At 46.4% G+C, this 17,529-nt stretch carries 5 protein-coding genes; all 5 read left to right on the forward strand.

All coding sequences use genetic code 11. The features are described from left to right. The first annotated feature begins 494 nt into the window (after positions 1 to 494). A complete protein-coding gene (locus ACE38W_RS12970; protein ID WP_375831442.1) occupies positions 495 to 4,913 on the forward strand; it encodes a hypothetical protein in 4,419 nt (1,472 codons plus the stop codon). 18 nt (positions 4,914 to 4,931) lie between these two features. Then, complete coding sequence (locus ACE38W_RS12975; protein ID WP_375831443.1) at positions 4,932 to 13,700, forward strand: gliding motility-associated C-terminal domain-containing protein; 8,769 nt, start codon at positions 4,932 to 4,934, stop codon at positions 13,698 to 13,700. Positions 13,701 to 13,719: 19 nt separating this feature from the next. Further along, on the forward strand, positions 13,720 to 14,718 hold the full coding sequence (locus ACE38W_RS12980) for a type IX secretion system membrane protein PorP/SprF (protein ID WP_375831445.1): 999 nt from the start codon (positions 13,720 to 13,722) through the stop codon (positions 14,716 to 14,718). A gap of 21 nt (positions 14,719 to 14,739) precedes the next feature. Next, positions 14,740 to 16,698, forward strand: coding sequence for an OmpA family protein (locus tag ACE38W_RS12985; protein ID WP_375831447.1), 1,959 nt, complete (start codon positions 14,740 to 14,742; stop codon positions 16,696 to 16,698). Between the two features lie 141 nt (positions 16,699 to 16,839). Beyond that, positions 16,840 to 17,097, forward strand: coding sequence for a hypothetical protein (locus ACE38W_RS12990; protein ID WP_375831449.1), 258 nt, complete (start codon positions 16,840 to 16,842; stop codon positions 17,095 to 17,097). Positions 17,098 to 17,529: the final 432 nt, after the last annotated feature.

A 17,529-nucleotide genomic window follows, 5' to 3' on the forward strand; every position in this document is an offset into this window, starting at 1 on the left:
GGAGACAAAAGTAATATGCAATTTTTTATTCTACAAATCTTATAGACTAAATAGGTAAATATTTTTTTCAAGGATGTTGTATAGAATATTGCTGATAATTTATTGGCAGAAGATGATAATATTTTCAAGTGAGTGGAGCAGATGTAGTTTCAGCTAGCCGATATAAAGCTTTGGAACACTAACCCCATTGCCTACACGAAAAATGAATTTGGTATCCTTACTAAATGCTACAGATTATATGAAAGTAGTTGCGAAAAGCACGATCATATTAAATTAATAAATACAGTATTTATTTTACTAATATAACAATAACCGTCTAATCAAACAAATTCATTTTACAGCATAATAATAATCAAAATTTTACATATTAATATTCTAAATAAGTCATCAATTAATATATATATCTGAATTGAATTATATTTTATTTTACGTGTATATCTTTGTGGCAGATATTATTACATAGCAGATAATTTTTTATTTCCCTATTCCTAACTATGCGCGAAATACTACGGAGTTTCGTCCTGGCATTCCTATTTCTGCCAGTGACAAATGCGTTATTTGCACAGAACTGTACCATTAACGCCGGTGTAACCACCTCAGTTTGCCCGAACGACAAATTTATTCTGTCTGGCTCAAGTAGCGGCCGAATTGCGATCAACCCAGTATGGTCGCAAGTAAGCGGGCCTGCCGTCACCATCAAAACACCTAACAATCTGACTTCAGATGTTGCTGGCTATGCGGCCGGGAACAGCTATAAATTCAGGCTGTCAGCGAAGTGTGAAGATGGCTCTCTCATCTACGACGAAGTGACCTACAACACGTATCCAGCCACCATTGCCAATGCTGGCCCGGATATCTCTGTATGTGCACCAGGCACCATCCTTCATGCAAATGCAGGTGGCGCGGGTGAAACAGGTACCTGGTCTATCATTGGAGATCCTCACGGCATAGGCTTCTCTGCTGCCAATGGCAATAACCCTAATCTTTCTATTACTGCGGACCCAACACAATCGGGCAACGTAACCCTACGCTGGACCCTCATCAGCACCAACTCCTGCCGTAGTTCCGATGATATTGTTGTCACCAGCCCTGGCGGTGTGACACCGGTAAGTGCCGGCGCTAACCAGGTGCTAACTAACTGTTACACGACTACGCAGATAGCTTATATGAATGCGTCTTATGGCGGGAATAACACTAATGGCCAGCAGGGTACCTGGACAGTACTCAGTGGTCCTTCGGTACCGCAGTTCAGCGACATACATGATAACAAGGCCACCGTTACCAACCTTATTGCAGGCACCTATAAATTAAGATGGACCGTGCAAGGGCCATGTGTAAACGGTGCTGCTGATATTACGCTGGAAGTACCTGTAGGCACGCAGTCTGTGACCCTCGCAAAAGATGCGGGCGTTACCTATTGCGACGGCCGCGTATCCACCATCATCACTGGCCTCTCCCCTGCCTATGCAGGCGAATCGCTCACCTGGACACGCGTTTCAGGCACCGGTGATATCGTTTCTCCTAACAGTCCTACTACAGAAATCAAAAATCTTACTGGTGTAAAAAGTGTGTTTCGTTATACGATCAACAATCCAAACACCGGTTGTAATACTTCCGCTACTTATACCATCAACTATACGGCGCCGCCTACCATAACGGCGGTATCACCAGTGATAGCGCCTTGCGACGCTACCATCGTGACGGTGAACTATTCCTATACAGGTGGCGACAAAACGCAATGGGCATTGATCAGCGCTCCTGCCGGCGTGCCCGTGAGTGATTTTACTGATGCGCCACAACCGCTTATTTTACCGCAATACACCATTCCAGGAACTTACCTGGTACGTTTAAAACGCACTACCAACAATGGTTTTGGCGGTTGTCAAGACCAGTATGCGGATGTATATGTTCAGCTGTCTCAGTCTCCTACCGCCGCCAACGCGGGTACCAAACAGGTGTTAGCTTGTAACATTACAGAAACACATCTTGCCGGTAACCTGCCCGCAATCGGTACTGGTGCATGGTCGCAGGTAAGCGGCCCGGGAACTGCCACCATCGCAGATAAGAAAGATCCTACCACACTGATATCTGCGCTACTCAATGGCACATATGTATTTCGCTGGATCATCACCGGCGGTACTGGTTGCCCTAATCAACAGGCAGATGTGCAGGTAGTAGTTTCAGATAGAAATCCTACTGCAGCTGCTGCAGGGCCAGATGTTACCATCTGTAACAACACGCCGTATAAATTGCAGGGCAATCAGCCCAAAGGCAATGAAAATGGCCGCTGGACAGTAACACCATCTACTGGTGTCACCTTCTCAGATGCTACAGATCCATTGGCAACTGTGAATGGATTGGCTGCCAGCACCGCTTATACTTTTACATGGACGGTAAGTAACGCTTGCGGACAAAGTGCTGCCAGCGTACATATCACCACCTCTGCTACTGCAGGTGCTCAACAGGCGGATGCAGGACCAGATAAATGTCTGCCTGCTGGTACAGCTTCGTTTAGCCTTGCAGGTAATGCTCCTGCTACTGGAGAAACTGGTAAGTGGGTGATCGTTGGTAGCAATACCCTCAATTTCACAGATCCTTCTAAAAATAATACTGGCATCACCGGCGCTGCTAACGATACCTATCTGCTGGAATGGAGCCTCGCTAAGAATGGTTGCCCTGCTACCCGCGACACAGTTAAATACACGATCTCTGCACCTGCCACCGCAGCGGCAGCAGGTAGTAGTCAAAGTCTGTGTGGCGCTACCACCATCAATCTGCAAGGAAATGCTCCTGCGATTGGTACCGGTACATGGACGCAGCAACAGGGCCCTGGCGGTATTACTTTTGCTAATCCTGCGGCTAATAATACCGCTGTAAATAATCTCAGCAGCGGCCGATATATTTTCCGCTGGACAATCAGCAATGGTGCCTGCGAATCTAACTTTGCAGATGTAACCTTCAACATCTCCGCACCTCCTACTCCTGCTAATGCAGGACCAGACCAGGTTATCTGTGGTTTATCTACTGCTAACCTGAACGCCAATACGATCAGTAGTGGCATCGGTACCTGGAGTGTGGTAAGCGGGCCTTCTAATCCTACTTTCGCAAATCCTTCTGATCCTAAAACCACGATAACTAAATTACAAACCGGCGCGTATACACTGCGCTGGACCGCTAACAGCGGCCCAGACTGCCCAGTAAGCACCGATGATGTGGTGCTGACCGTTCGTGAAAATGCCAAAGTGCAAACCACTACACAACAATTATGTAATGCTACATCTACAGTTGTAAGCGGTAATGAAGGTAGCATGGGAAGCTGGACACAATCTGGCGGCCCCGTGGGTCCAGTGATTACCCCTAACTCAGGAAACTCTGCTGTCATCACCAATATGACACCAGGTAATACTTATAAATTTACCTATACCATAGGCCTGATAGATGGCTGTGCCAGCACCAATGCGGAGAGTACAATCATCACCAGTGCATTACCTGCAGCTGCAAACGCAGGCCCAGACCAGGATTTCTGCCTAGTTGCACCTGCTACTGTGATCAACACTTCTTTAAATGCAACGGCACCACCAGCAGGTAAAGGCATCGGTAAATGGTCGATAGATACACAACCTGCTGAGGCTACCAGCTTACAGATTGTAGATCCTTCTTCCCCAACAACCGCTATTAAAAACCTGGTGCCAGGTATCTATGTATTTAACTGGACAGTTTCCAATGGCTATTGTACCAGCAATTCTGATATCATGCGCATAGTGGTGTCCGCAGATCCTTCAGCAGCACAGCCTGGCGTGGATCAGAGTAATGCATGTACCGATAATATTTTGCTGAATGCTGTTGTTCCTGTAAACGGTATTGGTACCTGGAGCATTGAAAGCGCTCCAAGCGGAAGTGCCGCCATTATTGATGGTATCAATGCGCCTACTACCAAAGTGACCAATGCTTTGGTAGGACCTTATACTTTCCGCTGGACAGTTACCAACGGTGTATGTAATGCAAAAACAGCGGTGGTAAATGTAAACATCACTTCTACTCCACCAAATCCTGCAGTAGCCAATGTTGGCAATATCGTTGCCGGCGAGCAGTGCATTCTTAACGGAACTGGTACCGATATTTCGCTGCAAGCCAATTCACCGCAAGCAGGTGAAACCGGTGCCTGGACGATTACCAAGGCGGATGGATCCCCGGTAACACTGAGCTTCAATCCTGCTGATCCACATACCACCGTAAGTAATGTTCCTGCTGGTTCCTACTTATTCCGCTGGACAATTAATTCTGGTAGCTGTATCAGTCATTCTGATTTACCGATCAAGGTTTACGATAAACCTTCTACCGCTGTTGCAGGTGCGGCACAAAGCTTTTGCCTGTATACGCCGGTAACATTGGGGGCTAATGTGCCTACCATTGGTAAAGGCGTCTGGAGCATTATCAGCAATCCTGCTGGGGCTACACCTGTTATCAGCGATGCAAACAGTCCTGCTGTAGATGTCACCGGCATAGCCAAAGGTGTTTATATGTTTAGATGGAGTATCAGTAATGGCGCTTGTCCGGTGAGTACTTCCGATACCAAGGTAACGGTAGATGATTGTGGCATCAGTGTTGTTAAAACGGCCACGCAGCCCGTGCAGAAAGCGGATGGATCCTATGATATGACGTTCACATTTACCCTCAAAAATCCGGGAACGGAAGTAATGATCAACAATATCGTGCTGACGGATAATATACAGGCCAGCTTACCTGCTAATGCCAGCTATACTGTTACTGGTCATACTATCAGCGGTATATCTGCCTATAACAATTCCTTTGACGGGAAAAATGATATCAATCTGTTGCAGGCCAATACCGGTTCACTGGCTGCTGGCGCTACTGCAACGATTTCTGTTACCGTTAACGTTAAATTTTTCTAGCAGATCAACGATACTATTATGACGAAGAAAACATTCCTTGCTATAAAATATTGGTTGACTGCTATACTGCTACTTTGCTGTATTTGCGGCCTTCGGGCGCAGTCAGGCAACTATAAGAATACGACTGGTGTAAGCGGTGATGCTTCGCTGGGCGCCGTTTCGGTAAGCGATATCAGCTTTGCCAACTATCAGTTTCCCATGCTCGGTATGGCATTGTCGGCAACGACACCCGCTATACAGAGTGATGGATCTTACAATATAACGTATACGTATACACTCAAAAATTATGGTGGTATACCATTAACGCAGGTACAGGTGAATTCAGACCTGGCAACAACTTTTGCCAGTCCGATGACCTTTACCGTTTCCACTATCACTGCTACTGGTATCACCAGTAACAGTGCTTTCACCGGGTCAGGCGCCAACAAACAACTGCTGGCGGCTGGCGCAACGCTTGCTCCTGGCGCGAGTGCCACTGTTACGGTGGTCATCAACCTAAAGAACAACGGGCAATATGGGACTTTCAATACTCAGCCTACTGCTACCGCTACTGCAGGTACAGGTACGGTTACAGATCTTTCTGTAAATGGTGCCAATCCTGATGCCAATGGCAACGGCGTTCCTATGGACGATCAGTCGCCAACACCTGTCACCATTGCACGTCCGGATATTGAAGTCACCAAAACGATTGCAAGTCTTACTCCATTTGTGGGAGATAATATTGTCTTTACCATTACTGTTGTTAACCGCGGTGCAGGTGATGCGGTAAATGTGAAGATAACAGAGCAACCAGATAATGGATTTACCCTGGTTACGGCTACCCCATCTACGGGTAGTTATAATGCTGCCACTAAGATATGGACGATCAGCCAACTCAATGCTGGCGCCTCTGCAACATTATCCTATACAATGACGGTAAATGCAACGGGGCCATATAGCAATACTGCCTCCAGCAATCACCCTGAGGATAATATTCCTGGCAACAACTCAGATACTAAAACGTTGACGCCGAAACCTTCTGCAGATGTTCAGATCGTAAAAACCGTAGATAATCTAAATCCAGATGTATTATCAACGGTAACGTATACACTGACTGCTAAAAATGCCGGACCTAGTGATGCAGCAAACGTGGTGGTAACAGATAAAATACCAACTGGTATTGAGCCAGTGGCACCACTTCCATCGGGCATGACCTATAATGCGGCCACCCGCACTTTCACCTGGAACCTTGGAACCATGGTAAGCGGAGCAACGCAAAGCAACACTATTCAGACACAAGTACAGGCGGATATTGACCGTTCTAACTTCACCAATACGGCCACTATTACCACTACGGATCATGATCCTACACCAGCGAATAATACTTCCAGTGTTACTATCATTCCAAAAGAAGCGGTAGATCTTCAGGTAACAAAGGATGTGATTACTACTACCAATCCAATCTATCCATTAGATCCGGTTTCTTTTGTGATCAAAGTGAAAAACCTGGGGCCTAATAACTGTTATGATGCCAACGTTACAGACCTGCTTGGTTCAGGTTATAGCTTTGTGTCTGCGACACCTTCACAGGGCACTTATACGTCAGGTACCGGTCTTTGGAAAATAGGCACAGTACTGAAAGACCAGGAAGTGACGTTGACCATTAAAGCTACCATTACTGCTAAAGTGAACTATGGTAATACGGCAACGATCTCCACTACCGATAATGATAATAATCCGGCAAATAATACGGCGTCTATCACTCCGCCACCAGTAAAACCACGTACCGACCTTCAGGTAACCATTACACCTACTGGTACACAGGAAGTTGGTAATAACATCAGCTTTGCAATAGTGGTTAAAAACAATGGTCCGAGCGATGCTACTACCGTGGTTTTAGACAACGTATTGTTACCGGCAGGATATACTTTCTTTTCTAAAAATCAGGCGGGGTACGACAATTCAAGCGGTATCTGGAGCATCGGCAATCTTGCAGCTGGCAGCAGTGTTACGCTTACATTGGTGGGGACCTTGTTACCAGATGCTGGCAACTACGATGTGAATGCGCATGTTTCCGGCAAAGAAGATGAAGTTACGCTTACCAATAACATTGCGACAACTACCATGGCAGTGAAACAGGTGGCGGATCTGGCGGTAACAAAAACTGTCGACAACACTGCACCGGAAGTAGGCCAGGCAGTTAATTTTACTATTACTGTTACCAACAACGGACCTAGTATTGCACACAATGTTGTTGTTACAGAAGCTAAACCTAACGGATACACGTTCAATCTGAGCACCCCGTCTCAAGGCAGCTATACTGGTAGTACCTGGACAGTAGGCACGCTGGCGAAAGGTGCATCTGCTACCTTGACCATCAATGCGACAGTATTACCGAACGGTAACTACACGAATACTGCTTCTGCTGCCACTACAGACAAAGACAACAATACAGCCAACAACAGTGCAACGGTAACTCCTACGGTTACACAACTGGCAGATCTCTCTGTAACAAAAACTATAAATAATCCGAACCCGGATGCAGGTAGCAATGTGCAGTTTACACTGGTAGCCACCAACAACGGTCCTAGTACTGCCACCTCAGTACATGTACTGGACCTCTTACCGAACGGCTATACCTTCGTGAGTGCGAGTCCCGCCGGACAGTATAATTACGTCAACGGGCAGTGGACCATCGGTAATTTAAATAATGGTCAGAGTGCTACCCTAACTATTTCTGCTACTGTAAGACCAACGGGATACTATAAGAATACGGCTGCTGTTGCCGGTGCGCAGAAAGATCCGAACATAACGAACAATAACGCATTTGTTGACCCTACAATAAGACCTGTAGCGGATCTTCAGATCACAAAAACTGTCAGCAGTGCTACTCCAGACCAGGGAACCGATGTAGTATACCACCTGGTAGCACAGAACCTCGGTGTAAGTGATGCCAGCAATGTGGTAGTAACAGATCTACTGCCAGCAGGGGTTACTTATAAACCAACGGCGGCAAGTGCGGCTTACGATAAGAACAGCGGCACCTGGAATATCGGCATGTTGGGCGCAGGCACCAGCACATCTATTGATATAACCGTTACCGTTAATCCTAATACAGGATTAGGTACTATATCAAACATTGCTACTATCGCCGGAACGGAATATGATCCTATCATGTCCAACAATTCCAGTAGTGTGGCCATTTCGCCAGTAACGGTGGCTGATCTTGAAATTGTTAAGACAGTAGACGATCCGACACCAAATACAGGTGCTCAGGTAACATTTACACTGACAGCTAAAAACCTTGGTGTAAGCAATGCTACCGGCGTAACGGTAACGGATGTCTTACCTAATGGTTATACGTTAGTTAACGCGACTCCTTCAACGGGAAGTATTGCAGGCAACACCTGGAACATCGGGAACCTGAATGCAAATACTACTGCTACTGCAACAATTAAAGCATTGGTCAATGCCAGCGGCAATTATCAGAATACCGCTATTATCATAGGTAGCCAACCTGACAGGAATACAAGCAATAATACCAGCAGCATAACACCGGTACCGGTGCCAGTGGCTAATCTTAACGTAACTAAAACCATCAGCAACGCTACGCCGGACGCAGGCAGCCAGGTAACCTTTACCATCACGGCTACCAATGCAGGCTCTAGCAATGCCAATGGTGTAACGGTAACGGATATACTGCAATCAGGATACTCCATTGTGAGTGCCACCCCTGCTGTGGGTACCTATAATTCAGGTACCGGCGTATGGGCTATTGGCAACATGACCAGCGGTCAGACCACCACCCTGACCATTACCGCCAATGTATTACCAACAGGCAATTACAATAACAGTGCAAGTATCAGTTCTCCTGTTAAAGACACGGACCCAACTGATAACACTGCCACTATCACTCCTCCAGTGGTGAGAGCAGTAACAGATCTCAGCATTGTTAAAACAGTTAATAATTCTACTACAGATGCAGGTACACCGGTAACCTTTACCCTGGTAGCTGGCAACAACGGCCCTAGCACCGCTACCAATGTAGTAGTGAGTGACCTGCTGCCTTCCGGGTATACTTTCGTGAGTGCCAGCCCAGCTGCCGCTTATGATGCAGCCAGTGGTAAGTGGACAATTGGTACGCTGAATACCGGTGCTAGTCAAACGATCACCATCACCGCTACTGTAAATCCTGAGGGTAACTATACCAACACCGCTACTATCGGCGGTCAGGAATATGATCCTAATACGACCAACAACACCAGCAGTGTAACGGTAACGCGTATACCAGTGGCTGATCTGGAAGTAATTAAATCGGCAGATAAGATGACGCCTGATGCAGGTGCTAATGTGACCTTCACTATTCAGGCACTGAACCATGGCGCCAGCAAAGCAACTGGTGTAACAGTAACGGATATACTGCAATCAGGTTATGCCTTCGTAAGCGCCACGCCTGCTGCGGGTACCTATAACACCGCTACCGGCATATGGACGATTGGCGACCTCGAAAAAGATGCCACCACTACACTGACTATTACGGCCAAAGTATTGGCTACCGGTAATTACAGCAACAGTGCAAGTATCAATGGTAATGAGATAGATAGAATTCCAAGTAACAATACCAGCGGCGTAATACTGGTTCCGGTGCCAGTGGCTAATCTTAACGTAACAAAAACCATTAGTAACGCTACGCCGGACGCAGGCAGTCAGGTAACCTTTACCATCACGGCTACCAACGCAGGCCCTAGCAATGCTACTGCCGTAACGGTAACGGATATACTGCAATCAGGCTATGCCTTCGTGAGCGCGACACCTGCTGTGGGCACCTATAATAATACTACTGGCGTATGGACAATTGGTAACATGACCAATGGTCAAACTACCACATTGACCATTACCGCCAAAGTATTGCCAACAGGCGATTACAGTAATAGCGCTATTATCAGTTCTCCTGTTAAAGACACAGACCCTACTGATAATACCGCCAGTATCACTCCTCCCGTGGTGAGAGCAGTAACAGATCTCAGCATTGTAAAAACAGTTAATAATTCTACCACAGATGCAGGCACACCAGTAACCTTTACACTGGTAGCTGGCAACAACGGCCCTAGCACCGCTACCAATGTAGTTGTGAGCGACCTGCTGCCTTCCGGGTATACTTTCGCAAGCGCAAATCCAGCTGCCGCTTATGATGCAGCCAGTGGCAAGTGGACAATTGGTACGCTGAATACCGGTGCTAGTCAAACGATCACCATCACCGCTACTGTAAATCCTGAGGGTAACTATACCAACACCGCTACTATCGGCGGTCAGGAATATGATCCTAATACGACCAACAACACCAGCAGTGTAACGGTAACGCGTATACCAGTGGCTGATCTGGAAGTAATTAAATCGGCAGATAAGATGACGCCTGATGCAGGTGCTAATGTGACCTTCACTATTCAGGCACTGAACCATGGCGCCAGCAAAGCAACTGGTGTAACGGTAACGGATATACTGCAATCAGGTTATTCCTTCGTGAGCGCTACACCTGCTGCGGGTACCTATAATACTGCTACCGGCGTGTGGGCGATCGGCGACCTCGAAAAAGATGCCACCACTACACTTACGATTACCGCCAAAGTATTGGCTACCGGTAATTACAGCAACAGTGCTAGTATCAATGGTAATGAGATAGATAGAATTCCAAGTAACAATACCAGCGGCGTAATACTGGTTCCGGTGCCAGTGGCTAATCTTAACGTAACAAAAACCATTAGTAACGCTACGCCGGACGCAGGCAGCCAGGTAACCTTTACCATCACGGCTACCAATGCAGGCCCTAGCAATGCTACTGCCGTTACGGTAACGGATATACTGCAATCAGGCTACGCCTTCGTGAGCGCGACACCTGCTGTGGGCACCTATAATAATACTACTGGCGTATGGGCAATTGGCAACATGACCAATGGTCAAACTACCACATTGACCATTACCGCCAAAGTATTGCCAACAGGCGATTACAGTAATAGCGCTATTATCAGTTCTCCTGTTAAAGACACAGATCCTACTGATAATACCGCCAGTATCACTCCTCCAGTGGTGAGAGCAGTAACAGATCTCAGCATTGTAAAAACAGTTAATAATTCTACCACAGATGCAGGCACACCAGTAACCTTTACACTGGTAGCTGGCAACAACGGCCCTAGCACCGCTACTAATGTAGTTGTGAGCGACCTGCTGCCTTCCGGGTATACTTTCGTAAGTGCAAACCCAGCTGCGGTTTATGACGCAGCGAGTGGCAAGTGGACAATTGGTACGCTGAATACCAGTGCTAGTCAAACGATCACCATCACAGCTACTGTAAATGCCGAAGGAATTTATACCAATACCGCTACTATCAGCGGTCAGGAATTTGATCCTAATACGACCAATAACACCAGCAGTGTAACGGTAACGCGCATACCAGTGGCTGATCTGGAAGTAATTAAATCGGTTGATAATAATAATCCTGATGTAGGTACAAATGTAACCTTCACTATTCAGGCACTGAACCATGGTGTCAGCAAAGCAACTGGTGTAACAGTAACGGATATACTGCAATCAGGTTATGCCTTCGTAAGCGCCACGCCTGCTGCGGGTACCTATAACACCGCTACCGGCGTATGGACCATTGGCGACCTCGAAAAAGATGCCACCACTACACTGACCATTACCGCCAAAGTATTGGCTACCGGTAATTACAGCAACAGTGCTAGTATCAGTGGTAATGAGGCAGACAGAGTGTCAACGAACAATAACAGCAGCGTAACACCGGTACCAGTGCCAGTGGCTAATCTTAACGTAACAAAAACCATTAGTAACGCTACGCCGGATGCAGGCAGCCAGGTAACCTTTACCATCACGGCTACCAATGCAGGCCCTAGCAATGCTACTGCTGTAACGGTAACGGATATACTGCAATCAGGCTATGCCTTCGTAAGCGCAGCGCCTGCCATCGGTACTTATAATGCCACTACCGGCGTATGGACAATTGGCAAATTGAATAATGGTCAGCAAACAACCCTGACGATTACCGCTACCGTATTGCCTACAGGCGATTATAGCAACACCGCTACGATCAAAGGAAATGAAAAAGATAAAACGCCTACTGATGATGCCAGCAGCATCGTACCTCCGGTACCAGTACCAGTGGCGGATCTGCAAGTGATCAAAACCATCAGCAACACCGTGCCAGGCACCGGCGATATTGTAAGCTTCCAGGTAGTAGTGAAAAACAACGGTCCAAGTACCGCCACCAACGCAACGGTAACAGATGTAATGCAAAATGGCTTCTCTTATCAGCAATCCACTACCAGCAAAGGCAACTTCAATAGTAATACCGGCGTCTGGACAATTGGTACGCTCACCGCTGGCGAAACCGCCACACTACAGGTAGACGCCTGGGTGAATACCACTGGCATCTACATAAATACTGCTACCGTAAAAGCAGATGAAAAAGATCCAGACAACAGCAATAACAGCAGTGTTGTCAACATAAAACCAGACCCAATTACAGACCTGCATGTTAGCAAATCCGTATCCAACATGGCGCCGCCACACGGATCCGATGTAACCTTTACCATCATTGCCGGCAACGACGGCCCTAGCGATGGAACTGGTATAACGGTAACGGATGTACTGCCAGCAGGATACAGCTTTAAGTCTGCATCCGCTACCACCGGTAGTTACAGCGCTACCACCGGCATATGGAATATCGGTAACATGACTAAGAATGCTACCGCTACCCTAACGGTGACGGCTACTGTAAACAAAACTGGCAACTACACCAATACTGCTGTTATCAAAGGAAATGAGACAGACAGAAACCAGACCAACAATACCAGCGCGGTAACACCGGTACCAGTGCCGCTGCATACCAATGATGATGCAGCCAGCACAGAAGAGCCTGATCCGGTAACCATCAACGTAATAAAAAATGATGTTTACGGAAATACAGGTCATACAGTGTTTATCAAAGACAAACCACTGCATGGTACTGTAACAGATAATGGCGATGGCACTGTTACCTATACTCCGGAAGCAGGCTTCGGCGGAACGGATTACTTCACCTATTATATCCAGGACCAGTCAGGATTTGCATCCAATGTATCTACCGTTACTATTGATGTTACCAAACGCCTGGTAGACTTATCTATCAAGAAGGTAATTGTTACGCCTCCGGCAGAAATTGCGGTGGGTAAAAACGTAACCTTTGAGCTTACCGTGACCAATAACAGTCGCAAAGGCGCTAGTGGCGTAGTGGTGACAGATATACTCGCCAATAATGTGGGTGATACTGAAATCAAAACTGAAACGCAAAATGGTCAGGAAGGCTATGATCCAGTTACCAAAACCATGAGCTGGAAAATAGATACACTGGCGCCGGGCCAAACCGTGAAGCTCCTGGTGACAGCTAAATTGCTCAGCGGCGGACAAGTGAATAACACAGCAACCGTTGCGGGTAAAAATGCAGATCCAGATCCTGACAATAACACTGCCACGGTAAGTACACCGGTGAAAGGAGCCGACATCTTTGTTCCTACCGCCTTCACACCAAATGGCGATGGCATCAATGATAAGTTCGTGATACTGGGAATAGACAGATATCCAAATTCACAACTGATCATCTGGAACCGCTGGGGCAACGTGGTATATCGTTCCAACGATTATCGTAATGGATGGGATGGTTCCGGACTCAATGAAGGTACCTACTACTATGAGCTGAACTGTCCTTCCAATGATGGTAAAATAACCTTGAAAGGATGGCTACAATTAGTTCGATAACCACGAAAAGATGGGCTGTATGCAAAACAATAAACTGAAACTATTACCAATGAATAAAGTCCTGACTGTTCTGTTTTTCATCCTGTGCGGAGTTACTGCCTCTGCACAGCAGGATGCGCAGTTTAGCCAGTATATGTTTAACGGGATCTATGTAAATCCCGCATATGCTGGCTATAAGGAGCAATGGAATATCCATGCGTTTTACCGTAACCAGTGGACTAGTCTGCCCGGTGCACCTAAAACCTTCTCCGTAGCGGCTGAAGGTACTGCCAACAATGATCGTGTAGGCCTTGGCGTGCAGTTTATGAATGATAAACTGGGCGCTTCCAATACCACTTCCGGTTATCTTACCTATGCCTACCGTATACCCATGAACGAAGACGGATCTTCCCGCCTCGCCATCGGTATCAGTGGCGGATTTCTGCAGCAACGCCTGGATGTTTCATTGCTGACAACCTCTTCTTCCACTATAGATCCTGCATTGGTAAATGGAGAAAATAACAGAACCGTTCCGGATGCCCGTTTGGGTATCTTTTACAACCGTGAACGATTCTTTGCTGGCATCTCTGCATCTAACCTGCTGGCGCAGTCGTTCCAGAAATCACAGGCCATGAAGGAATATCTTCCTTTAAAAACGCATCTCTACTTCACCTTAGGCGGTCTGGTGCCCTTATCGGAAGAGTTGTTGCTGAAGCCGAGCATATTAATCAAAGAAGACCTGGCAGGGCCTACCAGCGTAGATCTCAATGCATTTGTGCTGATCAGCCAGAAGCTCTGGTTGGGAGCATCCTACAGATCTACCTACCTCAAAAAATCTAATCTGGAAGCGAATCTCAAAAAACCATCGGCACTGGTATTTATGGCAGAAGTATTTGTAAACGACAAACTTCGTCTGGGATACGCCTATGATATGACGATGAATGGTACTGTAGCTACCAACTACCCTACCCATGAATTATCCATCGGCTATTTCTTCAAACGCAGGAATGCCAGGATGATGTCGCCACGCTATTTCTAATGATGGTCAACCAATAGCAGTATGAACAAGAACCCGTTTAATAAATATATACCGCAGCTGGCCCTGGTACTGGTTGCAACCGGCATGAGTTTCCAGGCGAAGGCACAATATGCCTATACCGAAGGTAGCAACGCCTTTAAGCTGTATAACTTCGAAAAAGCAAAGCCTCTTTTTGAAAAAGCTTATAACAAAAAGCCCAGTGCTAAAGCAGCGCTGGGAGCCGCAGATAGCTACCGGCTTACCAAAGATTACCAAAACGCTGAAACCTGGTATGGTAAGCTGTTACAAACAGGCGAGTATACGCCGGCAGATGAATTGCATTTTGCCGCCATACTGATGAACAACAGTAAATACGATTCCGCTACTGTTCACCTGCATCATTACCTGCACAGTAAACCAGGCGATCAGCTGGCAACCAACATGTTGGCGGGTTGCGAAGCCTCTAGGAAAATGTTTGCGAGTCCTGTTGCCGGAGCGTTGGAAAATATGGTGGCATTGAATTCCGAATATAGCGACTGGAGTATTACGCGCTTTGGAGATAAATTCATCTTTGCCTCTGACAGACCATTCAAGGATATACGAAAATCTGCGTTCTTCAGTCATGATGGTGATGTACGCAAGAAGATGTATACCTGGACAGGTAACAGTTACCTCCATTTATATGAAAGTAATGGAGATAGTACAGATATAAAACCGATGCAGCGTGCGGGAGTAAACGGAGATTATCATAGTAGCAATGCCTCCTATAGTGCCAACGGCAATACGATGTTTTTGGCCGTTACCAGGCTGAAGATGCGCCCTGCATCCGCCTTGGGAAAGGACTCCATCCTTACCATGAATATCTCTGTAAAAGAGCTCAATAAAAATAATAAAGAGCGTTGGGATATCTCTCCTGAAATTCCATTCAACGCTACACTTGAATATTCTGTTGGTGATCCATTTGTAAATGCTACCGGGGATACGCTATACTTCGCCGCCAGTCAGGGGCCTGAGCATCAGGGAGGAACGGACCTTTATTATGCGGTGAAGAAAGAGAATATCTGGGGGACGCCTGTAAATCTTGGTAGGACGATCAATACTAACGGTAACGAGCGTACGCCATCTTTCGATAAAAATGGTAATCTCTACTTTGCCAGTGATGGACATCCTGGTATCGGCGGACTGGATATTTTCAAGGCCACGAAAACAGGCGACAGCTGGAAAGTTGCGCATATGGGTGTGCCAATAAACAGCCCCCACGATGACTTTGCGCCAGCCCTGCTGGATGAGGCTTTGTATTTCGCTTCCAATCGCGAGGGCGGTAAAGGCAGCGATGATATATACAGATTTACTCCAGCGAAACCAGTGTTTACCATTTCAGGTATTATTACAGATAGAAAATCGGGGCAGCCGCTGCCAGCGGTAGAAGTAACCTTGTTGAATAAAACTACCGGCACTAACGTGAAGGTACAAACGAATACGAGTGGTGCGTATAAACTTCCAGCAGATGGTGGCGCTACCTATGAGCTGAGTTTCACGAAAACACAATATACCACGATAGCACATGATACCGTAAGCACCACAGGCCTTACTACCTCTGAGGATATCCACCATGACAAAGTGATGGACCAGCCGGAGCTGCACAAGCCTATTAAGCTGGAAAACATTTACTTTGACCTGGGCAAGTCGGATATCAGGCCAGATGCAGCTAAAGAGTTAGACAAGTTGGTAAATATCCTGAAAGACAATCCTACCTGGGAAGTAGAACTGGGTGCACATACGGATTCAAGGGCGAATGATGCCTTTAACCTGGCGTTGTCACAACGTCGTGCAGCCGCTACCGTTGCCTACCTGGTAAAAAATGGCATTAATGCAAAACGCCTCACCGCTAAGGGTTATGGCGAAACGAAGCTGTTGAACAAATGTGCCAATGGCGTGAAATGTTCCGAAGAAGAACATATGGTAAACAGACGTACAGAGTTTACCATTTTGAAATATTAATCACGAATGAATTACAATAAATAAGGTCGGCTAAGTAAGCCGGCCTTTTTTATTGCATAGGGAACATGCTCTTCAATTCGGTGAAATTATATTTCCAGAACCGAGTTCCTGTTTCAGTTGTAGTACATAAAATGATTGGTTATGAGTACTACAGAAATTACTGTATATATTGATAATAAGCCTTACCGCTTTAGGGTTCAGGTAGATGAGCAGAAAGAATCTACCACCTACAAAGTAGATCCAGCGAAGGATATGCATCCGGAACCTGATTTCATTCCTCCCCATCTGGAGTTTAACTTAAATGGGCAGCTGACCTTAAAGGAGCAGCTTAAAACAGCTGAACAGGCGCAGCTTGCGCGACTGATATGGCAGGAAATTTTGGATAAGATGAACCCATGATGTTGTGGGTTCATGAAAAGATAAGTAATTGCTGGGTTTGTTATCTATCTGAATTTTCCGCAATTTGCCGGTACCGGGTAACATTATCTGGTATTCTCACGTTTTAGCACTAGTGGCAGTAACTTCCCTCCAGGGAAGGGCTCTTTACTCTTTAGTGCCGAAAGCTGGTTAATTTTAGCTTTACAGCCCTGCGGCAGGCTATAGAAGGGATTGGGCCAAAGATGCGTTCGAAGGATTTATATGAGGTAAAGTTAAACGGCCTGGTAAAACGCACGATAGCGCCTAATACCGCTACTGTTACGGAATTGAGCTGACGGCATATGGTTTCTCAGTAAAATCTGTTTAGGAAACCATGACCGTCTGGGGACTGCAATACAGAGAAAAGATTATAAAAGGAATGCAATCATCAGATAAATAAGTAATTTTGATAAA

Source organism: Chitinophaga sp. Hz27, from assembly GCF_042263525.1.
GTDB lineage: Bacteria > Bacteroidota > Bacteroidia > Chitinophagales > Chitinophagaceae > Chitinophaga.

Coding starts and splice junctions, on each gene's coding strand:
- ACE38W_RS12990 (WP_375831449.1), top strand. CDS start 16,840: ATGAGTACTACAGAAATTACTGTATATATTGATAATAAGCCTTACCGC.
- ACE38W_RS12980 (WP_375831445.1), top strand. CDS start 13,720: ATGCAAAACAATAAACTGAAACTATTACCAATGAATAAAGTCCTGACT.
- ACE38W_RS12970 (WP_375831442.1), top strand. CDS start 495: ATGCGCGAAATACTACGGAGTTTCGTCCTGGCATTCCTATTTCTGCCA.
- ACE38W_RS12985 (WP_375831447.1), top strand. CDS start 14,740: ATGAACAAGAACCCGTTTAATAAATATATACCGCAGCTGGCCCTGGTA.
- ACE38W_RS12975 (WP_375831443.1), top strand. CDS start 4,932: ATGACGAAGAAAACATTCCTTGCTATAAAATATTGGTTGACTGCTATA.